The organism is Paenibacillus sp. YAE3 (assembly GCF_057546105.1).
In genome coordinates, this window is the sequence record NZ_BAAIYF010000013.1 from 168,336 (window position 1) to 195,321 (window position 26,986).

18 protein-coding genes are annotated in these 26,986 nt (G+C 52.6%); 6 read left to right on the top strand and 12 right to left on the bottom strand.

What is annotated here, in order from left to right:
• Window positions 1-218 precede the first annotated feature (218 nt).
• A complete protein-coding gene (locus AC27KL_RS22895) occupies window positions 219-1,196 on the bottom strand; it encodes an SMI1/KNR4 family protein (protein ID WP_212952615.1) in 978 nt (325 codons plus the stop codon).
• A gap of 241 nt (window positions 1,197-1,437) precedes the next feature.
• Here AC27KL_RS22895 and AC27KL_RS22900 point away from each other — a divergent pair, with 241 nt between their 5' ends.
• Entirely contained in the window at window positions 1,438-2,091 is a 654-nt protein-coding gene (locus AC27KL_RS22900) for a cell wall hydrolase (protein WP_487171181.1), read from the top strand.
• Between the two features lie 127 nt (window positions 2,092-2,218).
• Here AC27KL_RS22900 and AC27KL_RS22905 read toward each other — a convergent pair whose 3' ends face one another.
• From AC27KL_RS22905 to AC27KL_RS22920, 4 genes are all read right to left on the bottom strand, one after another.
• Window positions 2,219-3,346: a phytase gene (locus tag AC27KL_RS22905; RefSeq protein WP_487171209.1), complete on the bottom strand. Its 1,128-nt coding sequence runs from the start codon at window positions 3,344-3,346 to the stop codon at window positions 2,219-2,221.
• A gap of 227 nt (window positions 3,347-3,573) precedes the next feature.
• Window positions 3,574-4,314, bottom strand: a complete 741-nt coding sequence (locus tag AC27KL_RS22910; RefSeq protein WP_036714448.1) for a Bax inhibitor-1/YccA family protein — start codon at window positions 4,312-4,314, stop codon at window positions 3,574-3,576.
• An 84-nt stretch (window positions 4,315-4,398) separates the two neighbouring features.
• A complete protein-coding gene (locus AC27KL_RS22915) occupies window positions 4,399-5,385 on the bottom strand; it encodes an SseB family protein (protein WP_487171182.1) in 987 nt (328 codons plus the stop codon).
• Between the two features lie 108 nt (window positions 5,386-5,493).
• Window positions 5,494-6,549, bottom strand: coding sequence for a bifunctional transcriptional activator/DNA repair enzyme AdaA (locus AC27KL_RS22920; RefSeq protein ID WP_487171183.1), 1,056 nt, complete (start codon window positions 6,547-6,549; stop codon window positions 5,494-5,496).
• A gap of 187 nt (window positions 6,550-6,736) precedes the next feature.
• Here AC27KL_RS22920 and AC27KL_RS22925 point away from each other — a divergent pair, with 187 nt between their 5' ends.
• Complete coding sequence (locus AC27KL_RS22925; protein ID WP_487171184.1) at window positions 6,737-7,414, top strand: YdeI/OmpD-associated family protein; 678 nt, start codon at window positions 6,737-6,739, stop codon at window positions 7,412-7,414.
• 170 nt (window positions 7,415-7,584) lie between these two features.
• Here the strand turns inward: AC27KL_RS22925 and AC27KL_RS22930 are convergent, their stop codons facing one another.
• The gene (locus tag AC27KL_RS22930) at window positions 7,585-9,048 is read right to left on the bottom strand and encodes a protein adenylyltransferase SelO (RefSeq protein WP_487171185.1); all 1,464 of its coding nucleotides are present in this window, start codon (window positions 9,046-9,048) and stop codon (window positions 7,585-7,587) included.
• A gap of 188 nt (window positions 9,049-9,236) precedes the next feature.
• A complete protein-coding gene (locus tag AC27KL_RS22935; RefSeq protein WP_339322738.1) occupies window positions 9,237-10,736 on the bottom strand; it encodes a malate:quinone oxidoreductase in 1,500 nt (499 codons plus the stop codon).
• 314 nt (window positions 10,737-11,050) lie between these two features.
• On the opposite strand from AC27KL_RS22935, the gene AC27KL_RS22940 reads away from it, so the two are divergent.
• On the top strand, window positions 11,051-11,767 hold the full coding sequence (locus AC27KL_RS22940; protein WP_487171186.1) for a hypothetical protein: 717 nt from the start codon (window positions 11,051-11,053) through the stop codon (window positions 11,765-11,767).
• Between the two features lie 37 nt (window positions 11,768-11,804).
• Here AC27KL_RS22940 and AC27KL_RS22945 read toward each other — a convergent pair whose 3' ends face one another.
• The gene (locus AC27KL_RS22945; protein WP_487171187.1) at window positions 11,805-13,085 is read right to left on the bottom strand and encodes an ArsB/NhaD family transporter; all 1,281 of its coding nucleotides are present in this window, start codon (window positions 13,083-13,085) and stop codon (window positions 11,805-11,807) included.
• 183 nt (window positions 13,086-13,268) lie between these two features.
• Here AC27KL_RS22945 and AC27KL_RS22950 point away from each other — a divergent pair, with 183 nt between their 5' ends.
• Window positions 13,269-13,928: a hypothetical protein gene (locus AC27KL_RS22950; protein ID WP_487171188.1), complete on the top strand. Its 660-nt coding sequence runs from the start codon at window positions 13,269-13,271 to the stop codon at window positions 13,926-13,928.
• Between the two features lie 265 nt (window positions 13,929-14,193).
• Here AC27KL_RS22950 and helD read toward each other — a convergent pair whose 3' ends face one another.
• Window positions 14,194-16,608, bottom strand: a complete 2,415-nt coding sequence (gene helD, locus AC27KL_RS22955; protein ID WP_487171210.1) for an RNA polymerase recycling motor HelD — start codon at window positions 16,606-16,608, stop codon at window positions 14,194-14,196.
• Window positions 16,609-16,835: 227 nt separating this feature from the next.
• Window positions 16,836-17,483, bottom strand: a complete 648-nt coding sequence (locus AC27KL_RS22960) for a uracil-DNA glycosylase (RefSeq protein ID WP_487171189.1) — start codon at window positions 17,481-17,483, stop codon at window positions 16,836-16,838.
• Window positions 17,484-17,675: 192 nt separating this feature from the next.
• Here AC27KL_RS22960 and AC27KL_RS22965 point away from each other — a divergent pair, with 192 nt between their 5' ends.
• A complete protein-coding gene (locus AC27KL_RS22965) occupies window positions 17,676-20,306 on the top strand; it encodes a family 16 glycosylhydrolase (RefSeq protein ID WP_487171190.1) in 2,631 nt (876 codons plus the stop codon).
• A 122-nt stretch (window positions 20,307-20,428) separates the two neighbouring features.
• Here the strand turns inward: AC27KL_RS22965 and AC27KL_RS22970 are convergent, their stop codons facing one another.
• Window positions 20,429-21,568 carry a 5-methyltetrahydropteroyltriglutamate--homocysteine S-methyltransferase gene (locus AC27KL_RS22970; RefSeq protein WP_487171191.1) on the bottom strand — a complete coding sequence of 380 codons (1,140 nt, stop codon included), beginning with the start codon at window positions 21,566-21,568 and terminating at the stop codon, window positions 20,429-20,431.
• A gap of 212 nt (window positions 21,569-21,780) precedes the next feature.
• On the opposite strand from AC27KL_RS22970, the gene AC27KL_RS22975 reads away from it, so the two are divergent.
• Window positions 21,781-23,073 carry an MFS transporter gene (locus tag AC27KL_RS22975; protein WP_487171192.1) on the top strand — a complete coding sequence of 431 codons (1,293 nt, stop codon included), beginning with the start codon at window positions 21,781-21,783 and terminating at the stop codon, window positions 23,071-23,073.
• A 218-nt stretch (window positions 23,074-23,291) separates the two neighbouring features.
• Here AC27KL_RS22975 and AC27KL_RS22980 read toward each other — a convergent pair whose 3' ends face one another.
• On the bottom strand, window positions 23,292-26,942 hold the full coding sequence (locus tag AC27KL_RS22980) for an isopeptide-forming domain-containing fimbrial protein (RefSeq protein WP_487171193.1): 3,651 nt from the start codon (window positions 26,940-26,942) through the stop codon (window positions 23,292-23,294).
• Window positions 26,943-26,986 lie beyond the last annotated feature (44 nt).

The following is a 26,986-nucleotide window of genomic DNA, read 5'->3' on the forward strand; positions in this document are numbered from 1 at the left end:
GCCCTTATGCTGCATGACGTACACTGTCAGATTATATTGAATGATTACTATAAGACATTACGCCAAATCGATGTTATAAGTAAAGTCAAAAATGCCAATGAATGTCCCCCCTTATTTTGGAAAACGGATCGCAAACAAAAACCGCCCCTCGTCGGAGCGGTCTGTCGATGATTTCATAGCTTTGATGTCACATATGCCTCAATATCATTTCCTTCGCATCATTCTTGGGCAAGTCCGGTTTTATACGCATTCTCATGGACCAGGCCACGGATGAACGCCTCGAAGTTCGGGGCCAGCTTGATCGCCTTATGGTTCCGTTCCTTATCGACGTACACCACTTCAGGCTCGCCGTCGTTGCCCGACGGGCGGTAGTCCAGCATGACGACTCCGGATCCGGAAGGACAAGGGCAGATCACGACGCCAAATTCCGGATACCCATCGGTTTCAATGATATGCCGGCTGCCTTCGGGGCCGCACAGCGAGAATCTTTTCTCCCTGCCGATGCCCATAATGCCGGAAATCGTAATGTGATCCGGGTCTCCCGCTTCGGTTCCGCGGACGGGGAAACATCTGCTGCGCGGAATTCCCCCGTTATGCTGCTTCATCATCTCAATATAGGAGGCAGGCAGCTTGAATACCAGCGATTCCTCCACGGAAGCGATCAAATCGTCCGCGGGCGGACCGGATATGTAGTGTTCCGCGCCTTCCGCGCCGTCGTCCCAAAAACCGGCCGAATCGGGATCCGCATCGGTTGCGGAAGCGGCGGGAGCGGCGGCAACGACCGGCTCCGCCTTGGACTCCGCCGGAACGGGTTCGCCGGCCGGTTCTTCGACGGGTTCCGATTCCGCCAGTTTCTGCCGGATGGAGTCCAGGAACTCCAGCGTATCCTCATCGCCGGGGTCCAGCTTGTCCGCGGCTTCAAACGCCTGCAAAGCTTCCTCGTAACGGTCCAAATAATAATAGGCGAGCCCGATGCGGTAATGCCAAAGCGGATCGTCTTGTCCTTCTTCGGCTACGGTCAGAAACTGCTCGACCGCCTCCTCGTAACGCTCCAGATTATTCATTGCCCTCCCCAGATGGCTGACCAGCTCGTAATCCCGCTCTTCCTCCGGAATGTCCGCGATCGCATCCACGATTTGCTCGAATTCATCTTCTTCATGCCATGTTTCCAGCTGTTCCAAAAGATCTTCACGCATATTTTTTTGCCTCCCACCAAAAGCCCTTTTTCAAATTATACCATTCGGGGGATAGCGTCTCCAGCATGGGAGGAAAAGCATAAATCAAGGGGGCTCAAAATAGGCCGTCCGTTGCAAAGGATTTTGGAAAAGACTATAGAATTTTACATCCAGCAGCTGGATTTCCCAATCATTTTCCAGTTTATGCCTTTATTCCATTTCCCGCCTGCCGTTACAATCCATCCTGAAGGAGATGATATCGATGAAAGCTTATAAGTGGAAATGGTTTGCTGTATTTATCGTCCTCTTTGTCGTTTACGGCTTGGGTTGGAGGGAGGACCAGGCCGAGGCGGCATCCGTCCTTACGCTTGGCAGCGAAAACCGCGAGGTCCGGGATGTGCAGTATCGGCTCAAAACTCTTGGCCTTTATGACGGAGCGCTTGACGGTACCTATGGCCCAGGCACGGCGTCCAGCGTCATGAAATTTCAAAAGGAGTACGGGGTTCATCCGGACGGGGCCGTAGGACCCGCCACATGGAGAAAACTTAAAAAATATACGCTCAGCGAAAGCGAAATGGAAATCATGGCCAAAATCATCTACAGCGAAGCCCGGGGCGAACCCTATAAAGGGCAGGTTGCCGTCGGAGCCGTCGTAATGAACCGAATCCAATCGGACGAATTCCCGGATACCATCCAAGGCGTCGTCTTCCAAAAAAATGCGTTTACGGCCGTCAGCGACGGGCAATACGGGATGAAGCCGAACCGGACGGCTTACCGTGCCGCCTTGGATGCCGTTCGCGGATGGGACCCGACCCGCAACTCGCATTACTACTACAATCCGAAGACGGCAACCGACAAATGGATCCGGACGCGCACCCCCACCCTGAAAATCGGCCGCCATTTGTTTGCGAATTAATCGAATTGCAGTCCTGGGGGCCATCCCCCAGGCTTCTGATCGCTCGGACGATCGCTGCAGGCATGGGAGCCGCCCGGCGCCCCGCCGAGATTATAAAAAAAGCACCCTCCCGGGTGCTATTGCAACGCTAGGGATTACGCTTCTTCAATTCACGGGGGTTAACGGGGTCAAGCGATTCGATATCCGCGCCCGCCTCTTCGAACGCATCCGCGATGTCCTCCCAAGCCACCAGCTTGAAGTTCTGGTTGACGACTTCCCCTTTTTCAACATTCTGATCGTCTTGCGCCACGAACAAACCTTCTTCGAACGCGTCTCCCAAATCGTAATTCAGGACGTCGATGCCGTCCGTCTCGGTCGTGCCGTCAATATCGCGGCCATCCGCGATCGTGAAGCTTCCGAGATATTCATTGTCGTCTTCCCGGTCATAAACCGCGTATCGGTTGCTTCCTTGGCTGGAAACGATGAGGTAACCATCGCCGTCCTTTCCGTAATACATCGTTAACCCTTCGACGTCGGCCGTCAGCCGCTTATTGTCAACCGCCGCGATCAATGTGCCTTGCGATCCCCCGCCGGGCTCCGCGTCAAATGCCCAAACCCCCACGTCCTCTTCGGCGATATACATGCGGCCGTATTCATCGTCCACCACGAGCCCTTCGGACTGGGAACCGAGCGTGAAGGAGCGGACAAGTTTGCCGTCGATTTTCCCGTTTCCGTTGTCATACAACTCGTATTGTTCAAATTCGCCGTTTTTCCCGAGCACAAGCGCATAAAATTTTCCGCTGCGCAGGCTGTGATACAAGCTGAAACCGTACACTTCGCTCATGGAAGACACGATCGGCTTTCCGTTGATCCCGGTCAGTTCCCCTTTTGAAGAAATCCGGAACAGATCGATGGAATTGGTGGTCCGGTTCGTCGCCCCGGCGATATCGATTTTGGCGTCTCCTAGTTTAAAATCGTATCGTACATCGACATTGTTCATGCGCCCCAGGGCATAGGCATAATTTTGACGGCCTTCAAGATCGTAGACGAGCAGCCCCCCGGCTTTGTTGGTCGCAATGATTTTGCTGTCTTCCGGATCGGTTGGATGCAGCCAGATCGCGGGATCGTCCGCGGCATCGTCGCCATGGCTGACCGCTTCCGTCTCAACCTTCGCTTTGACGGAGACCGGTTCGTACGACGTGCCGGCATAAGCCGACGTTCCAAACATCAAACACCCCCCGACAACCGTCAGCATCGCTGATTTTGTCCATCTCAACATAAACTCTCACACTCCCAATGGATAGAAAATTTGGCATGCACCTCCAATGTAATGGACAAGCGTCAAACCCGCATCAAAAGATTGTAAACATCAAGTAAAAATATGAAATATTTGGATTTATAAAACTGCTCACCCCGCGGAAAAAAAACGGACCGCTTTTCGCGGCCCGCTCTGGCCGGGCGTTCCCGGCAGTTGCATGTTTATGCTGATTTTGATCCGTTCGCCTAATCCCGGCTCGCCAGCTTCGAAAGCAGGCGCAAAATTTCGACGTACAGCCACACGAGCGTCACCAGCAGCCCGAAGGAGCCGTACCACTCCATGTATTTCGGAGCCCCTTGCCGGGCCCCTTCTTCGATAAAGTTAAAATCGAGCACGAAGTTCAAGGCGGCGATAATGACGATAACCACCGAAATGCCGATGCCGATCGGGGTGCTGTCATGCAAATACGGCACGGTCACGCCAAACAGCCCTAACACGAAACTCAGCAGGTACACGAGCGCGATTCCCGCCGTAGCGGCGAAAAGGCCTTTCTGGAAGCCGGCGCTGGCTTTGACCAATCCCGTCTTGTAAACGACCAGCATAGCCAAAAATACGCACATCGTCAGCAAGGCAGCCTGCAAGGTAATGCCGTAATATAAAGATTCGTAAGCCGCCGATAAAGCCCCTAAAAAGAGACCTTCCCCAATCGCATAAATCGGCGCCAAAAACGGTGCCGTCGTCGGCTTAAAACTGATGACCAACCCAAGCACCAATGCGCCGATCGCCCCGCCGATCATGTAGGGATACATTTCGTACCCGTTAAAAAACATCACCCAGGATACGACCGCCGCCCCGATCAGGAGCGCCAGCAGCATAAACGATTTGTTGACCGTCCCGCCGATCGTCATGGTCTCTTGGCCGTTGTAATGTTCGCTTCTTTCAAACGTTTTTTTGTTAAGCGTCGGATTTCCGCTGCGACCGATCAAATTCATTTCCCCCCAACATTTTTAATGCTATTCTAGCATACGTTGGAATATTTTAGGATACCAAATCCGGATTCATCAAACGCCTTATTGCATTTCGTTTCGTTCTTTAAGGTAAGCTTCGATCACTTTCTTGTTGTTCTCGTCGATCCGCAGCGGAATTCCGGCACAATTCACGACGATGCCGTTCATGTTTTCGGACAAGGCCAACAGGTCGTCGAAACCGGCGACATTGCTGCTCCACACCGTTTTATCGTAAACCTTCTCGAATTCGGGCCAATCCGTAAATGCCGGGAGCCACGTCGTATCGTTTTCCGCGCCCAACACGCCAAACCGGATCTCCGTCCCTTCCCGGATCGTTTTGATGCCTTGTTCATCGGAAGGCGCCGGCTCTTTTTCAATCAGCTGCATCGGCAGCAAATATTTGGCCTGCAGGACTTCATCCAGCATTTGCCCCTCCAGCGCCTGAAGCAGCTGTTTATTCCCCTCGCCGCCCTGCCGCGCATGCAAGGTTTGGAAAAACCGGATCAGCGCATGCTGCAGGCGGGGATTGGTGACCGGAATATTGATTTCCGGAATGCCGGTCCAGTCCGGCGGCGGCAATAAATCGTCCCTGTCGATTTCGATATGGTATTGTCCGTTGTCCAAAAGGATTTTGGGGAGGCCAAGGGTATGAAGCTCGGCAAAGGCCCCAAGGATTCCCTCCCGGCCGATTTTTTTCATCTCAAGCATCAGAAGCTGCTGCCGGAAATAATCCTCCGCGCTTGCGGCATATTCCTCTTGCGAGAACATCCATACCCTGTCATCGATATCGACGTACGGGTAGTTCGTATGCTTGTCGTAAGCGAGATATAGCGCTCCCGCTTCTTTGATCTTGTCTTTCAACACGGCGGAAAATGCTTGTATTTTCTCATCGGCATCCTGTCTGGTCAACGTCTGCTGCTGCCTGAAATGCTTGGCGGAATGAATCAAGAAAATCAATTCCTGTATCTCCAGTTCCCTGCATTCCTCCACCGATACCCGTCCGTTCAACAAAAACCTTACCCCGACTTCATTTTTTCTTTCCTCGTTCATTGGCACGGCCGCCCCCTCCAACCTGTTTGCCTCATTATAGCTTTATATTCCAAACAAAAACAGGCGAAATACTCGCCTGCATTGTCAAGGATGCTTGCCGCATGGGGGCTAGCCGTTTACATTTCCTTGCTTTTCGTGGTTAATCAGCCACTGCTTGCGCGTCAGGCCGCCTCCATAACCTCCGAGGCCCCCGTTACTGTTGATCACGCGATGACAAGGCACGATGATCGCCAGCTGGTTCATCCCGTTCGCCTGGGCGACGGCTCGAAAAGCCGACGGCTTGCCGACCGAGACGGCCAGTTCCGCGTAAGACCTTGTTTCGCCGGGCGGGATGTTCCGCAATTCATCCCATACCGAGGTTTGAAAAGGCGTTCCAAGGTAATGAACGGGCGTCTTGAACCCATTGAATTCCCCGTCGAAATATTGGCTCAGCTCCTGTTCGATCCTTTGGATCGGTTCCGCGATACCCGGGATGATCGCGCATTTCGTCCGTTGTCTCAGCCGCTCCATCTCCCGCTCGAGTCCCCTCCGGTCCACGAACTCCAATAGATACAGCCCTTCGTCGTCCGCAATGGCGACCATCGGCCCCAGCCGCGTGTCAAGCCAGGCCGCTTTCAGGACTTTCCCGTTCCCCAACTGGCTCGGCGCCGAACCCACCATGCGTGAAAATGCCTCCCGAAAACCGCTGCCGGACTCGTATCCGGCCGAAAGTTGCGCATCGATCACGTGTTCACCCTCCCTGATTTGTTTTATGGCCAGTCCCATGCGCCGTGCCCGCGCGTATTCGACGAACGTCATTCCGAACCGTTTTTTGAATTGGCGGCGCGCCGTCGAAGCATCGATCGACAACGATTGAAAATCCCGCTCCTTCCAACGCTTCTCGGGGCACTTCTCAATGGCCTCCACCAGCAGCCGCACGACTTCCGAGACCTGGTTCGGATGGGAAAGGGGGCGGCATCGTTTGCAGGGGCGAAAGGAAGCAAGCAGCGCTTCTTTGGCCGTCCCGTAAAATTCGCAGTTCTCGAACTTCGGTTTCCTCGCCGGGCAAGTCGGGCGGCAAAATACGCCGGTCGTTTTGACCCCCACGTAAAACAGGCCTTCATATTCCGATTTTTTCTCGACCAACGCCTGGTAATACTCCCGTTTATGTTCGGCTTTAATCATTATTTGTTTCCCCCGATCCGCCCAAGATTTCCCGAATGGTTTTTTTATTATAACCTCCCCTGTTCGGACTGTCCGCCGAAAATCAGGCATTTATTTTTTTGCCCTGCGGTTGCAGGCCCAAGGTTTATGCCGACCCTTCGGACAGGCTATAATAGAAACATTCGAAAACAGGCAGGAGATGAACCCCATGTCCAAATCTATCGTAGAAAAGCTTGGCTTGCAAAAGTACAAGCATGCCGCGATATTGAATCAGCCTGATGGAACGGATTATTTTCCGGACCTGACCGGCTACGACACCGTGCTGAAGAACGACCCTTACGACCTCATTTTTGCTTTTGTGCTGGATCTGGAATCGCTGAAGGAGCTGGTTTATCGGATTATCGAGCAGAACCTTCTTCAACCCAACGGCTATCTCTTTGCGGCTTACCCCAAAAAGGGAAATAAGACGTATCCCACGTATATTCACCGCGATGATTTGTTTCCGGGCTTAGGCAGCGACGAAGAAGGATATATCGGGGACAGCGGCATCAAATTTGCGCGCATGGTCGGGCTGGACGAAGTTTTTACGGTTGTCGGCTTCAAGCGGGACGCCAAGGGCAAAGCGAAGGAACAAGCCTCTTCCCGGCCGAGTCAGCGCGTGGACGATTACACGGCGATGATTCCCCGCGTGGAGAAGGATTTGGAAGATACGCCGGAGCTGCTCGCGTTTTACCAAGCGCTGACCGCCGGCTACCGCAAAGACTGGGCTCGGTATGTGTACAGTGCCAAACAAGAGGCAACCCAAGCCAAGCGCCGGGAAGAAATGAAAATGATTCTGCAGGCAGGTTACAAAAGCCGCGATCTTTATCGCAAGGACCATCCGTAACCCGAGCCAAAACGCAGCATCCCCTAGAAATCGATGCGGATCAGCCGGGTCATGATTTCGTCCTGACCAAGGCTGCCCTGTATTACTCACGCCAAATACTCGGCCATAAAGGGCTGCAGGCAAAACAAAACGGCCTTCCTCCCCAAAATGCAGGGAAAAAGGCCGCTTGATCACGTGCCGCAATACGTCCGGTAAGGCGTGATCGTATTAGGCACGATACAGTATTCATCCTGTTCCGCAGAATACGCATACGGGTTCGACAACACCTCAAGAAGCTGTTCCATTACGCTGAAGTCCTCATCCTCCGTTGCGGCTTCCAGCGCCTCCTCCACCCGGTGATTCCTTGGAATGACGGCCGGGTTGCTGCTTCGCATCAGCTCCTTCGAGGAAACTTCCCCCTCCTGCTGTCTGCCGAGCCGCGCTTTCCAACGCTTATGCCACGCCACAAACTCGGAAGATTGAAACAGATCCATACCCTCCATGGTATCCAAAGTTAACGCGCGGAAGGTGTTCGTATAATCGGCATGATGCTGTTCCATAAGATCCAGAAGGTCGCCGATCAGTTCCTTATCCTGTTCTTCTTCGTTCAACAGCCCGAGCTTGGCTCTCATGCCCTGAAGCCAGTACGCTTCGTACACATCCTTATAACCGGATATTTTGTCCTGGGCCAGCTTGACGGCCTGCTCCGGATCATCGTGCAAAAGCGGCAGCAGCGTTTCGGCGAATCGCGCCAGATTCCAGCCGGCGATCGGCGGCTGATTGCCGTAGGCGTACCGGCCTTGCGTATCGATGGAGCTGAACACCGTCGCCGGGTCATAGGCATCCATGAAGGCGCAAGGGCCGTAATCGATCGTTTCGCCGCTAATGGCCATATTGTCGGTATTCATGACGCCGTGGATAAAGCCGACAAGCTGCCATTTGGCGATCAGCGAAGCTTGGCGTTTGATGACCTCCTCAAGGAGCGAAAGATAACGGTCCCCTCCCGCTTCGATGTCAGGATAATGGCGGCTGATGGTATAGTCGGCAAGGCTGCGCAGATCCTCGATCGTAGCGAAATGCGCCGCGTACTGAAAGGTTGCGACGCGAATATGGCTGGAAGCGACGCGCGTTAGAACCGCACCGGGCAGTTCGCTTTCACGGATGGTGGGCTGCCCCGTCGTGGCGACGGCAAGGCTGCGGGTGGTCGGAATGCCAAGCGCGTGCATGGCTTCGCTGATGATGTACTCGCGCAGCATCGGTCCAAGCGCGGCACGCCCGTCGCCTCCCCGCGAGTATGGCGTTCTGCCCGAACCCTTCAGCTGGATGTCCACCCTCTTGCCCTGGGGCGAAATCTGTTCGCCAAGCAGCACGGCTCTCCCGTCCCCCAGCATGTTAAAATGTCCGAATTGATGCCCTGCATAAGCTTGCGCAATAGGCTCCGCCCCTTCCGGAACTTGATTCCCGGCGAATACCGCCGCGCCGCCTTCGCTTTGCAGCGCCTGAACGTCGAGCCCAAGGGACTCCGCCAACGGGCGATTCAGAATGGCCAGCTGCGGGGAACGCACCGGAGTCGGCTCGATCCGCGAAAAAAAGGTTTCCGGCAGCCGGGCATAGCTATTGTCGAAGTTCCATCCTGCTTTTTTATGATTTTCCATAAACTCTCCTTATGTTTGAGGCATGTATGATCCTGTTGTCCCATCGCTTTTTAAATGTCCACTTCTTCTCTTTATTATACCGTTTTCGGCAAAACCGTGCTTCGAGCAAGCGGCAGACCGGACAAACAAAACGGCCCCCGTCCCGTGAGGCTTTGGACGAAGGCCCGTTTGAATCATCTATATATCGGCTACACGATGGTTTGCAGTTCGCTGTTCAGACCCAGCGCCCGCGTGGTCGATTCATGAATTTCGCGGATCAGTTCTGGGTTATCCACCAGCGACAATCCGTAGGAAGGGATCATTTCCTTGATTTTCGGCTGCCATGCTTTGAGCTGGTCCGGGAAGCATTTTTCGATGACCTCAAGCATGACGGAAACGGCGGTAGATGCACCCGGAGAAGCGCCAAGCAATGCGGCGATCGATCCATCGGCGGCGCTGACTACCTCCGTACCGAACTGAAGCGTGCCTTTGCCGCCATCGACCGTATCTTTGATAACCTGTACGCGTTGGCCCGCCACCAGCAGGTCCCAATCTTCGCTTTTGGCGTTCGGGATGAACTCCCGCAGCTCTTCCATCCGTTTTTCTTTCGACAACAACACTTGCTGGATCAGGTATTTGGTCAACGACAGGTTTTTGGCGCCTGCCGCGAGCATCGTTAAGATGTTGTTCGGTTTGACCGAGCCGATCAAATCGAACATGGAACCCGTCTTCAGGAACTTCGGCGAAAACCCTGCAAACGGTCCGAAAAGAAGCGATTTTTTATGATCGATGAATCTCGTGTCCAGATGCGGCACGGACATCGGAGGCGCGCCGACCTTGGCTTTGCCGTATACTTTGGCATGGTGCTGCGCGACGACCTCCGGATTGTTGCACACCATGAACAGGCCGCTGATCGGGAAGCCGCCGATATGCTTTCCTTCCGGAATGCCCGATTTTTGAAGCAAAGGAAGGCTTCCTCCCCCTCCGCCGATAAAAACGAATTTGGCCTTATAGCGTTCGACTTCGCCGCGGTCGTTCCGCACTTTCAGTTCCCACTTGCCGTCTCCGGCGCGTTTAATATCGTCAACGTGATGTTTGTAACGGATTTCCACGTCTTTCCTTTTCAAATGGTCGAACAGCATGCGCGTTAAAGCGCCAAAGTTCACGTCCGTTCCGGAGTCCATTTTGGTCGCCGCCATCGGTTCGTTCGATGCCCGTTCCTTCATGATCAGCGGAATCCATTCCATCAACTTTTTCGGATTATCCGAGTATTGCATGCCCTGGAACAACGGATTTTTGGACATGGCTTCAAAGCGCTTTTTCAAAAACGCTACGTTTTGCTCCCCTTGCACCAGACTCATATGAGGCAACGGCATGATAAAATCTTGCGGATTGCGGATCAGCTTGCTGTTCACCAGATAGGACCAGAACTGCATGGAGACCTGAAACTGCTCGTTTACTTTTATGGCTTTGCTAATATCTATAGATCCGTCCGGTTTTTCGGTCGTGTAGTTCAGCTCGCACAGCGCGGCGTGCCCCGTTCCCGCATTATTCCATTCGTTGGAGCTTTCTTCTCCCGGGCTGGCCAGCTTCTCGAACACCTTAATGTCCCAGTACGGCACTAATTCCTTCAGCAATGTTCCCAAAGTCGCACTCATGATTCCGGCACCAATTAAAATAACGTCTGTTTCGGTTTGTCTGTTGCTCATGTTTACCGCCCTTATACGCTAATATTTGGAGAAAAGATGTAGGCGCTCTCACGGCAAGTCAGAGTGCGACCTGGTCAACACCTTTTCTGGATGAATGATTACCTGCTCCTAGTATATCACTATTTTATAGACTATTAAATGATTGTTATATGCCATTTACAACCCGATTACACGGAAGAAGCGTGAAACGAGGCACAAAACCTTGGGAAAACACAAAAAACCAACGCTATAATCCGGCGCTCCAGTGAATAATAGCCTGGTTTTAAGCCAAAAATATCCATAATGCCTATTGGTATACAAAGGAGTTGAAATCCATGAGGCTTTTCTTGCTGTTGTTGATGGGGACGCTCGTTTTTTCATCGCCCGCCATCGCTTTAGCGGCTTCCGAAGAGGTGCCCAAAGACGCAAAAAGAGCGATGCACAGACTAAAAAAAGAAAGCGGCGATACGCTCACGGTCCATTGGGATCCAAATGCCAACACTCCCTCCCTGCTTGCGGGAAACTTGTCAAAACCGTCGAAACATTCACCCCAGTGGATCGCCTATGAGTTTTTGAATCATAACAAGGCCGTCTACGGCTTGAGCAACGCAAGAACCGACATGAAGGCGACCGAAGTCAACCGGCTTTCCGACGATACGATCCAAGTCAGGCTGCAACACCTTCTCTATAAAACGCCGGTCTGGAACGACGGGCTGGTTGTTCAAATGAACGAACGGGGCGTCATTCTGCGCGTCGAGGGCAGAATCTATCGCGATCTGAAGAAAAGGACGCTGAACCGCCCCATGCACCCCTCATTTTCCGAAACAAAAGCCGTCGAACTCGCCTTGGCAGCCTCCAATATGGGCAAAGCCAAGTTGGGAGGGTTTTCGGTCGAGATGTATTATCACCCTTCGATCCCGGGTACGCCTCTGATTTATGCGGTGAATTTGCGAAGCGCGGATCCGAACGAGCCCAAGCAACAAATTTTGATTCACGCCCTTAGCAAACGGATCATCGAACAAAAGACAATAAGAGAAAAGGGAGAGCCTTAGAGGCGCTCCCTTTTTCGAAGAGATATCCGAGCTGCAACTAAACCAAGTAACGAAAGTAAACGTAGATGCTGGATAAAACGATCGAAAGCAGCATTAAAGGAAAACCGTACTTCAAAAATTGCACGAACCGGATCGGATGGCCTTCTTTCCCCGACATCCCGGCCACAATGAGGTTGGCGCTGGCGCCAATAAGCGATCCGTTGCCCCCCAAACATGCTCCAAGCGCAAGGCTCCACCAAAGCGGCTCCAAATTGCTGACGCCCATATGGCCCATCTCCTGGATCATCGGAATCATCGTGGCTACGAACGGGATGTTGTCCAGAAAAGCCGATGCAATCGCGCTCAGCCATAAAATCAGCATGGACGTCGTTACCAGGTCCCCTCCGGTCAGTTCGATGGCTTGCTCGGCCAATTTGGCGATCACGCCCGTTTCAATAAGGCCGGACACCAGCACGAACAAACCGACGAAGAAAAAGATCGTCGTCCATTCTACCTTGGCGAATGCTTCTTCCATCATGTGTTCTCCGGTAAGCAGCAGCAGCAGGAAGGCCCCCGCCAATGCGACGGTCGCCGATTCCAGATGCAGCAGCTGATGGGTAAAGAACCCAAGGATCGTCAATCCCAAAACGATCAGGCACTTCCGCAAAAGCCCGCGATCGGTGATCAGTTCGCTTTCGTCCATCTCCATGATGGTTTGTTTCAATTCGTTTGTCGTCTGAATTTTTTTGCGGAACAGGAAAATAAAAATCGGGATATACACGGCCATGACAAGGGCAGCAATCGGCGCCAGATTGACGATGAAATCCATAAAGGACAATTCTTTCACGGCGCTCCCGATCATAATGTTCGGAGGATCGCCAATCAAGGTGGCGGTCCCCCCTGCATTAGAGGCAATGATTTGCGTTATGAGAAAAGGTATGGGATTGACGCGCAGCTGTTTGGTAATGCTGAACGTCACCGGAACCATAAGCAGAACGGTCGTCACGTTATCCAAAAAGGCCGATCCCACCGCCGTAATCAGCGCCAATGCGATCAGAATCCGGACAGGCTCCCCTTTCGCCTTCTTGGCGGCAACGACGGCAATGTACTTAAACAGTCCCGTTTCAGCCGTCACCCCTACGATAATCATCATGCCGACAAGCAGACCCAGCGTATTGAAGTCAATGTGATGCAGGGCCGTTTCTTGGTCAACGATGCCCAAGACGACCATTAACGTTCCGCCAATCATCGCGACGATGGTACGGTGGATCTTCTCCGCAATGATAAACCCGTAAATGACGAGAAAAATGCCGATTGCCAAAATTGCCTGGTTTTCCATAAACCCCTCCCGAAAGCGTTGTTTTCTTCAATATTCCCCAACATGTGGATTGTCATGAAAGAAACCTTCGGCAGGCCAAAAAAAGGCAAAAAGGAGCCTACCGATGGCAGGCTCCTCCGATAATCCGTATGAAGTTGATTATAACTATTATAACAATACCCCGAATCAGTGTAAAGGTATCCGATGCATGACCTGAATCCGGACTGGAGCGAAAACGATGCCTCAAAGGAACGGCGGCTGTTACGAGGCGGAATCCTCACGAATAAAGAGCTTGCGAAAGTCGTCCAATCCTTTGTATTCCCGCGGCAGACCCGGCACGTTCGCTACGATGGCGAGGGGAACTCCTTTCCCCTGTACGACGAGACGGATTTGAACGCAGCCAAAAAGATCCTGGGCATACCGTTGAAGTTCCCGACGGACTTGCCGGATACGCAGTTTACGATGAGCAATTCGATTTTGTTGCGGACGAAGGATCACAATACCGGGTACGCGTTCAGGCAGTCGGCGGATGCGCTGTGGAACACCTATAGCCCGCCGTACGATTCGACCATTTACGATCTCAACGACGAACTGTGGCTTTACCAGAGCAAAGCGCCTCTTTTTAATCCGGCCAAACTGTCGTATCTTCGCAAGCTGCAGATCCATGGCGTGGAAATTACCGCTTATGCCGACAACCATCACGTCTATTTTGGGCCTCGTCATTCCGAACCGTCGAAATTAAAAAGCCAAACCATATATATGTGGAAGCAAAACGATGTCTATTATGCTTCGTTGTTTTTAGGCCAAGAGCAATACCAGGAAACAAACCTGGAAGCTTTGATACTCGCTCCCTACCAAAATTAAAAATCGGATCATCTCACGCCGGAAAATCAGCTCCGCTCCCTGAAAAGCGGCATCCTCGCAGATCAGCTGCTGAAAGAAGGGCAAGCGGGAATCTTCTATATTTCCGAAGGAAACCCGGACTTACAAAACGGACATCGAAACTTCGCCCCTGAACTTCGCTTATCTGGAGTAGATCTTTGCCGCACAAAAACAACCTTTGCCGGCCGTGCAGGGCAGCAAAGGTTGTTTTGGATTCACCCCCAAATCAACTTGGGTGTTGATGTACTTATGGCTTCACCTCATACAACGATGAATCCATCCCCCGAATAAACGGGGTCCATTCTCCCGTTGCGAAAAGCAAAAGCCGATGCATGGCACGCGTACATGCCGTATAAAAAAGCTTGCGTTCGCTTTCCCGATGATAGGTTTCCGAAGAGGCGTCATAAATGAGCACGGCGTCGAATTCAACGCCCTTGGCAAGGTAGACGGGAAGAATCAAAGTCCCCTTCTCAAAGGTAGGCGTGTTTTTCGTAATGAGCTTGATCCCCTCGGAGCCATGCTGCATCAAGAGGTTATAAGCTTCCTCGCTTTCGGCCGCCGTTTTCGTGATGACGCCGATGGAAGCCAAACCTTCCGCCCGCAGCGCGTCAAGCTGCCCGGCAATTTGCTCCGCCCGCTTTTCCTTGCTCTCCGCCTTAGAGAGAAGCGGTTTTCTGCCGCTTCGTTCAAACGGCACGATCGCTTGGGCGTTCGGCAGCAGCGACTTCGAGAATTCCACGATCTCCCGGGTAGACCGGTAGCTGCGAACCAGGCGGAACAAGCGCGTTTCCGTTGCTCCGTATAGCCGGGTAAGCGGCGAATCTCCGCCGTACAGCTCCGTCGCTTGAGCAAAGATCGCCTGGCCGAAGTCGCCGAGAACCGTCATGCGGGCGCGGGGGAACAATCTTTTGAGGAACTCATATTGAAACATCGAATAATCCTGGCCCTCGTCGACGAAGACATGCCGGACTTCCGTATTCGTGCGGACGCCTTCGATCAACTCTTTTAAATACAGGTACGGCGTGGCATCTTCATAAAACAGTTCGCTGCGGCTTAGCTTTTCCCGGGTCTGCTCGCAGATTTCCGGCCAAAACGGGGGCGCTTCCGCTCCGCCCGTCATCTTTTTGAATGCATCTTCATTTTCGAACAACTGAACGTAGAGCCCGGCCATATCGATGAACAGCATCCGCTTCACGCTTCGTCTCAGCGGCTTAAACTGCTCCTTGACGATCATCCGCCGCAGCAGCTGCTCCTCCCGATCGGCATAGTCGAAATCGCCTTCGTCCGGCCTGCGCTCGCCTTGCAGCCTTTCGCGGATTTCCTCATATTGCTCGGCAAAATCGAAGACGCCCCTGTCTTTGTGCAGCTGCCGGTACGCTTCGGCGTATTGGTCCTTGTCGAGATAATCCAGCTCCTCCTGCACCCAGAGCGCCTCCCGCTCTTTTCTCTCCAGCGCGGCCAGTTCGCCCAACAGCCACTCCTGCAGCATGGCCATGCGGTTGGTGATGCGGATGGAAGGTTCATAGCCGTAAAACTTGGACTCCATTTGCTCCGCCGTGATCAAATCGCGGTCCCGAAAGCGAATGCTTTGGAATCGCATGCCCTCCCGCTCCAACCACCGCGCGTAATTTTGAAGGGCTTGCAGGAATGCTTCGGACGCCTTATAACGAATCCCGCTTAGCCGGGCCTCGTACCCTTGCGCTGACGGCTCCGTCAGCACGTATTCGATCTGATCGAACGGATCCTCCAACCGGAACGTTCTGCCAAGCCAGTAATCCAAATATTCCTGGAAGGTCGTTTGCTGCATGTTTTCTTCGCCAAGCTCGGGAAGAACGGTCGAGACGTAGCTGTTAAACATCGGATTCGGCGAAAACAACACGATTTGGTCGGCCTTCAGCCGCTCCCGGTGTTTATACAGCAAGTACGCGACCCGCTGCAGCGCCGCCGAGGTTTTCCCGCTTCCGGCCGCCCCTTGCACGATAAGCATCCGGCTTTTATCCTCGCGGATAATGGCGTTTTGCTCTTTTTGGATCGTCGCGACGATGCTTTTCATCTGGTTGTCCGCGCCTTTTCCGAGCACCTGCTGCAGCAATTCGTCGCCGATCGTCAAGCTGGTATCGAACACGTTGTGCAATTGCCCCTCGCGGATCTGATACTGCCGTTTCAGCTTCATTTTGCCGGAAACGTATCCGCCCGGCGTATCATAACCGGCTTCCCCCGGGGAGTGATCGTAGTACATGCTGGCGATCGGAGTGCGCCAATCGTAAACCAGAAACTCCATGCCGTCCGAATCGACGAAAGACGCGACGCCGATATAGACCTTTTCGGTAAAACCCAGGCCGTCTTCGCGGAAATCGATCCGTCCAAAGTAAGGGGATGACAGCAGCCGCTTCATGTTTTTCCATTGCTGCACGCGCTGCCGGTGGCTTCGCTCCCGCTCAGACAATATCGCCTCTTGCTGGCGGATGCTGTAGAAGGTTTCTTCGAAATCCTCATCCGTGCTCGTGTTGACGGTAACTTCCTCCCAAAATTGTTTGCGGATGTCCGTCACCTGGCCATGCAGACCGGCCACCTCCGGCTCCAGTTCGGCGATTCTTGCCTGCAGTTTTTCCGTGACCATGTCCAGCCGCTCTTGCTCTTGCTTCCAATCCTCTGCGTTGATCAATTTCCAGCACACTCCTTCGCTCGATTTTGAAGAAAAAGAAGGTTTGACAGACTGCCATGTCCTGTGGTAAGATTAAAGTGTAAATAAGATGGGATTACTATGATGTTTGCAAAGAATGTTGACAGTTCTTTCATCATATCATAGTGTTTCTTTGTGTGCAACTTCATTTAGTCATAAGATAAACCCGGCAGAATCTGCCGGGTTTTTTGGTTTTTTGCCATATACTACTCGCCGACGCGGGGCACAGGGCCGCGATGTTGAATGTTCGTCTCAGGGCATGAAGCGGCAGCCCTTTCCTCCCATTTCTCCCGCAATGCTTTCAAATCCTCGACAAAGAACTTTAGCAAATTGGGCCTTCTTCTTACTGCCAGTGGATGGTAGGTGAAGCCGATCGGGATCCCCTCAAACTCATGCCAGCTCCCCCGCAGCTCTTTGACGGTGGCATTTTCCTTCTGCGGATATAATCCTTCGGCCACGACATTTCCAAAACCGAACAGGACGAGCGGCTGCTTCTGAACAAGCTGCGACTGCAGATGCGGAAGGCACGCCGCTCGGGTGGCAGGCTTATCGTAAGCACGGACCGGCCGGCGTTTCAGCAAATAGGTCACGTAAACCGAGTGGATATCCATGCCCGCTTCCCTCATGCCGAGTTGAAGGGTTTCCCGGGCACCGCACAAAAACGGATTGCCTTCCCGGTCCTCCCGCGCCCCTGGATTATCCAGAATCATCATGAGCGAAGCCTGCGGATTGCCTTCCCCCCAGATGATGCGGGTCCGCTGTTTGAACAGCTCGCAACGTTCGCAATGCTGCATACCTTCGGGCGCTTGCTCTTCGGGCAGGATGATGCAGGGATGATTCGATTCCGCCGTCATGCAGCACCTTCCCTCCTCTTATATGTCATGATTCCATTATGCCCGGCTAAACCCGAAAAAACAGACCCCAAACCCAAAAAACGGCACCTGTTCATCGCAGGATGGTTTTCGATAGAATGAAGTCACTCCCGGTTGTAAGCGTTTCCGATTCGCTCGTTTGCCGGGAATCCATTATGTTCAAGGGGGGTATTTATGAAGCGATCTTATGCTGCGAAAAGGCTGTTCAGGAGAAAGGCATGGAGCTTGTTTTTGGCAGTCCTCCTGCTGACCGGGGCCGGACTATGGCCAACTTCGCAGGCTCAAGCTGCCGAAACAGCCGGAACCACCATTTCCTCGATGACGTACTTCTCGGCGGCAGACGGGCCTGTCATCACGAAATCGGGGGTCGGCCAAGCCAGCTATGGTTTTGTGATGCCGATTTTTAACGGAGGCGCCGCCACTTGGAATGACGTGGCCCAGGATTTGGGCGTCAAGGTAAAAGTCAACGGCAGCTGGGTCGATATCGACAGCGTCGGCAGCTTTGTCTATAACCAGAATTGGGGTCACTGGAACGACAGCGGCTTTACCGGCTATTGGTTCACCCTCTCCGCAACAACGGAGATTCAGCTGTACTCCAAAGCAAACGGGGTTACGCTGGATTACAGGCTTGTGTTTCAAAACATCAACAAAACCACCATCACGGCGATGACCCCGACGCAAGGGCCGCAAATTACGGCGGGTTTTACGGGCGGTGCCGGCTTTACCTATCCGATATTCAACAACGATCCGGCCATTACCTATGAAGCGGTTGCGGATGATTTGAAGGTGTACGTGAAGCCGGTAAACGGCAGCGAATGGATCGATATCGACAACAATGCGGCCAGCGGCTGGATCTATGATCAAAACTTCGGCCAATTCTCCGATGGCGGCGGCGGATACTGGTTTAACGTCACGGAATCGATCAATGTCAAACTGCAATCCAAAACCTCTTCGGCCAACCTCGTGTACACCATCACTTTTAATGAACCCGCAAGAAATTCTTATCTCCTTACGCCTTATGAAGGAACGACCTTTACGGCGGACGCGAACGGCGCCATCGGCATTCCGCTGCCCAAGATTGACGGAAGCGCCCCGATCGCCAAGGAGCTTGGCAATTTCGTTTACCAGATCAACATCAACGGACAGTGGGTGGATCTGGCTGATTCGAGCCGGAGCGGATTCGCATATTCGGCGAACGGCTACAACAACATGTCCGCAGCCAATCAGTGGGGATATTGGGCAGACCATATCTACGGCCTGTGGTTTCAGCCGATCCAAGAGAATATGCAGATCCGCATCGGCTATCCATTAAATGGTCAGGCAGGTGGGAACGTGGGCAACAACTTCGTCAACTATACTTTGATCGGCAATCCGGATGCTCCCCGCCCGGATGTCACCGGACAGGAGGATATTCCGATCGGAACGCCAAGCGACCCGGCCATCGAAGGCATGAACCTTATCTGGCAGGATGAGTTTAACGGAACGGCGCTGGATCGCAGCAAGTGGAACTACGAAACAGGGTATTATCTCAATGACGATCCCAATACATGGGGTTGGGGCAATTCGGAGCTGCAGCACTATACCGATAGTACGCAAAATGTTTTCGTGCAGGACGGAAAGCTAAATATCAGAGCCTTGAACGAGCCAAAATCGTTCCCGCAGGATCCCAATCGGTATGCGCAATACTCCTCCGGCAAAATCAATACCAAAGATCATTTTTCCTTCAAGTACGGCAGAGTCGACTTCCGCGCCAAGCTGCCCACCGGCAACGGCATCTGGCCGGCGCTCTGGATGCTTCCGCAGGATAACGTCTACGGAACTTGGGCGTCCTCCGGGGAAATCGACGTCATGGAAGCTAGAGGGCGCTTGCCCGGCGCGACGAGCGGAGCCATCCACTTCGGCGGGCAATGGCCGGCGAACCGGCATCTTTCCGGCGAATACCACTTCCCTGCAGGGCAAACCTTCGCCAATGACTACCATGTCTATTCGGTCGTCTGGGAAGAGGACAACATCAAATGGTACGTGGACGGCAAGTTCTTCTTTAAAGCGACCCGGGATCAATGGGATTCCGCAGCGGCGCCGAACAATCCGAACGCTCCTTTCGACCAGCCGTTCTACCTCATTATGAATCTGGCGATCGGCGGGGCCTTTGACGGGGGCCGGACCCCGGATCCGTCGGATATCCCTGCCACGATGCAGGTGGACTATGTACGGGTGTACAAAGCAGGCCAGGGCGGGCAAAATCCAGGAAACGTACCCGTTACCGGCGTTACGGTGAATCCGAGCACGGCGCAGGTGGAAGTCGAGCAAAGCGTCCAGTTGAACGCCAATGTAGCACCGTCCAATGCAACGAATAAGCAGGTCACGTGGTCAGTTGCGGGCGGCAGTACCGCATCCGTAAGTCCGAGCGGCCTCGTGACCGGGCTCGCTCCGGGTACGACAACCGTCACGGCGACAACCGCCGACGGCAATAAAACCGCCAGCGCCACCATCACCGTTGTGCCGCCTCCTTCCACCGTCATCGTCATCGGCGATGGGGTGAAGGGGCTGAAGAAAATCGGCGATGACCTGCTGTTCTATGTGAACGGCGCCACCTTTGCCGACTTGCACTATAAGGTCAACAACGGCGTGCAGTTGAACGTAGCCATGACCCCGGCGGGGAACGGCAACTACACCTACTCCGTCCGCAACCTGAAGCAAGGGGATAAGGTCGAATATTTCTTTACCTATAATCCGGGACAGGGGGCGCTGGACACCCCATGGCAGACGTATGTTCACGGGATAACTCAAGGAACGCCGGAGTAATCCCGAGCGCATCATATAGCTTCAGATAAACCAGTTGCGTGCCAGGCATGCAAGAAAGCATAAAAAATCAGGGCGCCTTCCAACACGAAGGGCCCTGATTTATCTATCAACTGCTTAAATTCCTACTTCCAAATCTCTTCCGCAATCTCCTTAATAAAAGCAAGCTTGCGCCATTGCTCTTCCTCGGTCAGATGGTTACCTTCTTCGGTGGAAGCAAACCCGCATTGCGGGCTTAGGCAAATCCGGTTCAGATCGACGTATTGCGTCGCTTCTTCGACCCGCTTCAAAATATCCTCCTTGCTCTCAAGCTCGCCGAACTTGGATGAGAACAGCCCCAACACGACCTGTTGATGGTCCTTCAGGAATCGAAGCGGCTTAAAATCGCCTGCACGATCGGTATCAAACTCCAAATAGAAACCGGAGTAGTCATCGATGCCGAGAAGCGTTTGGGCGATCGGCTCGTAACCCCCGCCTACGCCAGCATAAGTTGAAACATAATTCCCGCGGCATACATGCGTCGTGACAACGAGATCATCCGGCAGACCGGATACCACTTCCCCGTTCAATTTCGCAAATTCGTTCGCATATTCGGCGACATCCACCCCTACCTGCTTCATGAATGCCATGAATTGCTCGTCGCACAGCGCTCCCCACGTGCAATCGTCGAATTGAAGGCTGCGGCAGCCGGCTTCATAAAAATCAAGAATCGCCGCTTTGTACGCTTTGGCAATGTCCGAAACCAACTCTTCCCGATTCGGGTAGACGGCCTTCGTGCTTTCCTGATTTTCTGCCCGGTCCAGCTCGAACAGGAACTGCGCGGCCGCAGGAATCGATTGACGGGCCACGACGTCGTCGCCTGCCGCCTCTTTTAAAAATGCAAAGTGCGAAACAAACGGATGGCCGCTGTAACGGATTTTGCCGGTCAGGCGGGCGGTTTCGGGCCTCGACTCGGCGCCGTTGAATTGATAACCCTGGTCAATGATGGTTCGTTCTACGCCATCCAAGCCCCAAAAGAAGTCCAGATGCCACCAGGAGCGTCGGAATTCGCCGTCGGTTACCGCTTGAAGGCCCACCTCTTTTTGCTTTCGCACGAGCTTGACGATTTCGGCGTCCTCGACTTCTTTCAGCTGCCTGGCTGTCATTTCGCCGCTCTGGAATTTCAATCTGGCCTCTTTTAACGCCTGGGGCCGCAGAAAGCTGCCGACGATATCATATCGAAACGGAGAAACGGTTCGCTTTTTAGGTTCGGTTTGAGTGGTCATCTGATTTATCTCCTCGGAAAAAAAATATTAAAAATACTATAGCATACACCATTGGTTATATCGTTCTACCAAAAGGTTATAGCACGTTATAGTTATTAGCTATAGCGAAAAGGCTGTCCCTTTGAATTGTAAAAACCTTCAAGTTCCCGTATCCTTATTCTTGTTACGAGTCCTCTGATATCATGTACCAAGAAACGGAGACTGCACGTGCAATGAAATCATCGATATTAACCCGTCCTTTCTATTTCCTGTGGACCACCCAGACGGCTGCAAACGCCGCGGATGTGCTCTATATTATGGCGCTTACCGTCCTCGTATTGAACCAGACCGACTCGATCGTGTCGGCGGCGTTTATGCCGCTCATGCGCAGCGGCGCCCAAATGCTGAGCGGCCTGATTGCGCCGCTGCTGCTGAACCGCTTCAAACTGCCCGCGTTACTGCTTTTTTCGCAGACGGGCCAGTTTCTGCTGTTCGTAGGCTTGGCCGTCTACCTGCGGCTCAGCGGAAACGATGCGCTGTTTGCTCTTGTCTTTGCGCTGGTTTTTGCCATGTCCTTCCTGGACGGATGGACGGTTCCCGCCCGCAACGCGCTCGTACCGCGGCTCGTTGCCCAGGAGCAGGGCCTGCTCAAAGCAAACAGCCTGATCAGCGTCAGCGACCAGGTGGTGCAGTTTGCGGGCTGGGGGCTGAGCGGCATTATCGTTGCTTTGCTGGGACCCGGCCCCACGCTGCTGTTGACGGCCGTCATCTACGGGCTGGCGGCGGCTTTTACGCTCGGGGTCAAGGAGCAAGAGGAAGCCCGGCCTGTACAGCGGCAGATCGACGTTACGCCTGAGGGCAGCCACGACAACCCGGCGGCACCATCTACCGGATGGCACACCCTGACCGAAGGCTGGAAAATGATCTGGCGGATGCCGAGCCTGCGGCTGCTGACCTTTATGGACATGATCGACATGCTGGGCGGCTCGGTATGGGTCGGCGCCTTTACGCTGGCATTCGTTCAAACTGCGCTTGGGCAAGGCGAAGAGTGGTGGGGGTTCATCAATGCGGCGTATTTTGCGGGGTCGGTTGGCGGCGGGTTGGTGGTCCTGGCCCTAGCGCGGGCCATCGGCAGCCGCTTCCTGGGCGCCATGCTAGTCGGCATGGCCGGATACGGCATCTTGGCCGCTGTTTATGCGATTAACACCCATCCCTTTTTGGCGCTTATTCTCGTGCTGCTGATGGGACCGTTCGCCGAGCTATCGGTCATCAACCGGCGCACCTTGATCCAGCGAAGCGTGGACAAGGGGATGCTGCCCAAAGTGCTGTCGGCTCAAGCTTCCCTGCTGAACCTGATCTTCTGCATTTCGCTGCTGGCCATGGCCGCCCTCGCCGAAAAGTTCGGCATCGTGAACCTGTACCTGTTCGCGGCCGGCCTTACCTTGCTGGCGATGGGGGTTGGCTTGATCGGCCGCCGGGCTTTCCATGCCGTGACAACAACCAGTCCTGATGTCATAAGCGAGTAACTTCACCAACCAGCTCCATGCTTAACCAGCAGGATAAGCCACTTCGCTTATCCTGCTTTTTTCATACGGCCAAAACATAAATGGACATATCCAGAAATGAGAACATGGAAACCCCGGATTGACAAATAAAGGGACCGGATTTCTCCGGTCCCTTTATTTTCCCATAGCAGCTACACCAAGTAAGCTTACCTTGAGGCTTGTCTCTTAAGCCTGGATCTTTATGCTTTTTTTCTTCTCAGAAGGAACAAGCCTGCAATCAGAAGGATACATCCAGCCAGCAAAAAGTTGTACATATTAGTGGAGGTATTTGGCAACTTATTGTCTGCACCTTCGTTTTCTTCAGGATCCACTTTCACGGAGTTGCTTGGAGTACCGGATGGTCCGGACCGTTCTGATGCTGGGTCTGGATTAAGGGAACCCGTTCCTTTTCCAGCCGAATCCTTTGAGTTTTCGGAAGAAGATCCGGTACCTCCTGGCAGGCCTGGATTATTCGGATTACCCGGAGAAGACCCGTTGCTTGTCTCTCCCGGTACGCCTGGAGTGCTTCCGCTTCCACCATCAATGATGATGTCCTCATATGGATGATCCGGTTCCAACAGGTTATCCCCGGTTACTTCTCCTATATTGCTGATCGTCTGGCCGGCTTGCCCTGCTGCCACTTTAGCCCGGAACACGATGGTATGCCATGCGGTATCGGCAATGTTGCCGAACTGCCCGCGAATCTTACCCTCGACGTAGGAGCCTTTATCCCCATCCTGGGCATCCGTTACGGATTGGCCGTCCACTTTCAAGCTGCCTGCGACATATTCCAGCTCTTTCGGAAGTTTGTCGGAAATCTCAAGATTGTTTACAACACCATTCTGGGTAGTGTTCCGCGTCCGGATCGTATACTCGATCACATCCCCGACATGGATCGTACCGCCATTCAGATCCTTCGCTTCTTTCTGAGATTCGATGGCAGGAATCGGTTCGCTGACCGTGATCTCTTCACTCGGGCGGCTTGGAACATTCAGGTTGTCTCCGCCAACTACACCAATATTCTTGATGATGTCGCCATGTTCTCCTTTGATAATCTTCGCCTGGAACGCAAGCGTATGCCAAGCCGTATCCGTTACGGTTCCGAGTTTGCCTTTGACGGTACCGTTCGCATATTCGCCTCTGTCGCTGTCGACGTTATCCGTAACGGAAACACCGTCCACTTTCAATGTACCTGTTACGTACTCCAACTCTTTCGGAAGTTCATCGGAAATCACCATGTTCGTGACTTGGCTGCCGGAAACCGTGTTGCGAGCGCGAATCGTATATTCGATCGTATCCCCGACTTCGATGCCGCCCCCGTTCAGGTCTTTCGAAAACTTCTCCGATTCCACGACCGGGGAGCGAGGCACATCGCCTCCACCACCGTTCCCCGGATCGACCGGATCAACAGGCGGTGTGACAGGTGGATCTACTGGATCTACTGGATCTACTGGATCTACTGGATCGACTGGATCGACTGGCGGATCGATCGGTGGATCAATCGGCGGCTCTACCGGCGGATCGACTGGCGGCTCCGGCTCAACGACAACCTTTTCCGTCGGTGTACCTGGCTGCCCAATGTTGTCACCGGTTACCAGCGCCGTATTTTGAATCGTCCGGCCGCCTTGTCCCGATTGAATAACAACCTGGAACTCCAGCGTATGCCAGTTCATATCCTTCACATTGCCAAACGAACCGTATACTTGCCCGGTAACGGAATAACCGGCATCATCGCCTAGTGCGTCCGTGACTGATACGCCATCCACCCTTAAACTACCCGGAACGTATTCCAACCCGGCCGGAAGCGTATCCGTTATCGTCAAATTTTCCAAATAGGTGTCGTTGACCACGCCTCTTGCACGAATCGTATAGGAGATGATATCCCCCACTTCATACGTGGCTTTGGTTACGTTTGTGTTCGCCGCGAATTTCTCCGTTTCAATCTGTGGATTCCGCGGATATATTTCGACAACCTCTCTTGGTCTATCCGGTGTACCGGTATTGTCCCCGCCTACAGATGCAATGTTGATAATATTTTTACCGGCCTGTCCAGGCTGCACAATCGTTTTGAATTGCACCGTATGCCAATTCATATCCAAGACATCGCCAAATTTTGCAAAAACTTGACCGGACATATAATGACCCTTGTCGTCCCCCTCAGCATCCGTGACAGGTACGCCGTCCACGGTCAGACTACCTGGAACATAATCCAGTTCGGCAGGAACGGCGTCAGAAACCGTAAGATTTCTCACCAGACTGTTTGCGGCGGTGTTCCGTGTCTCAATAGTATAAAGCAGCGTATCGCCTGCTTCGGGATGTTGAAGGTCTGAGTTTCCTTGCGCTTTTTCAGCGATCTCAACCGATTTATTGGACTCTAACAATGGATTGTTATTAACGGTGAAATCGGACTCTGCGTTTACTGGATCTAACCCATCGCTTTTTACATTAGCAATGTTCTTAATGGTCTTACCCGCTTGATTGTCCAAAATTTTGGCTTCAAACGTGACCATACGTTCGTCAGTATCAGATACATGACCAAAGTTCACCGAAATTTTTCCGTTCTTGTATTCCGGAACCGCATTATGGCTAGCCTTTAAAGTTCCTTCTACAAATTGTAACCCTTCGGGGACTTCATCTTCTATCGTCACACTTTTCGCTACGGTTCCATCGACTTTGTTCTTCGCGACAATCGAATACTCAACCGTGTCGCCAACTTCATAGTAGGTCTTATTTTCTTTGTTTTTTACACTTTTGTTAATGACTAATTCAGGAGGGATGACTTCCAAGGCTACTCCCCAAAAATGCGGGCTGTACCCGTCCACGCTACCTGCAGAATTGACAGGTTCTGCAGTAAAAACTTGGTCTAAACGATCAATACCAGCCGGGAAATAAGGCGAGCCGGTAAAATCATAGTTAAAAATATCCGTGTTAGCCGGAGTTCGATCCGGATTTCTTGAACTAATATTTTGTCCATTTTTGGTAATGCTTCCGTTCCAAAAGTTATTCTCTGCTCTAGCACTATCGCTCATAAATGAATCATTAACGATCTGGTTGTTTTTATATGCGATAATTTTGTATTGATCATTGTCGATGTTCCGGTTGCCACCATACACACCAGCTACCATGCTCCCCTTCAAACTGCCAGTTTGCTTTGTTAAGAACGGCTGGTCTGACAAAGTTGAAGGGTTGTTGGTTCTGGAGCCGAAATAATAATTTAATTTTGTCATCATCGGTGAGAGATTTTCATTTTTATCTACAAAAACAATGTCCCAATTCGCTAAAGCGTCGCCGCCCCAAGGAATGGACAACGGATTTTGCAATATCAGGTTTTTCCCCCAGTAGTGTCCGGCTCCTTCTTGTTTAACAAAATCCGTAATATCATATACGCCATTGATGGCTTTATCAAAAAAGAGTTTGCCACCTTTGGGTCCCTGAATGTAAGTTCCTGGCTGACTGCTTGTTGATATCTGTATATTGTTAGGGATAACATACAGAAAAGCAGCTTCAATTTCTCCATTAGGCACATATTCCATTGAAGTGCTGCTAAAGGTCGTCGAATCATTATCCGCATCGATGTATCTGCCTTTGATTTTAGGATCAGGCGAAACATCGTAGCCATTGACGTTGCTTCCGCCGATAGCATGAAGATGATAGAATCCGATTTTATCGAAAACTGTAATTACGTTTTTTCCATTAAAGGGATATGCCGGTACTTGGCTTGAATACATATCCGCGCCTGCTTTTGCGATCCCGGTCATGGAAGGCATTATTCCACTAGACATCACAAGTACGGCCATTAGGCATGTGACTATGTAATGAATCCTTTTCCTGACAGTTCTTTTTAAATTCAAGTCTATCCCCCTCCTGCTTCTGAATTATTTTCATAACATTCGAT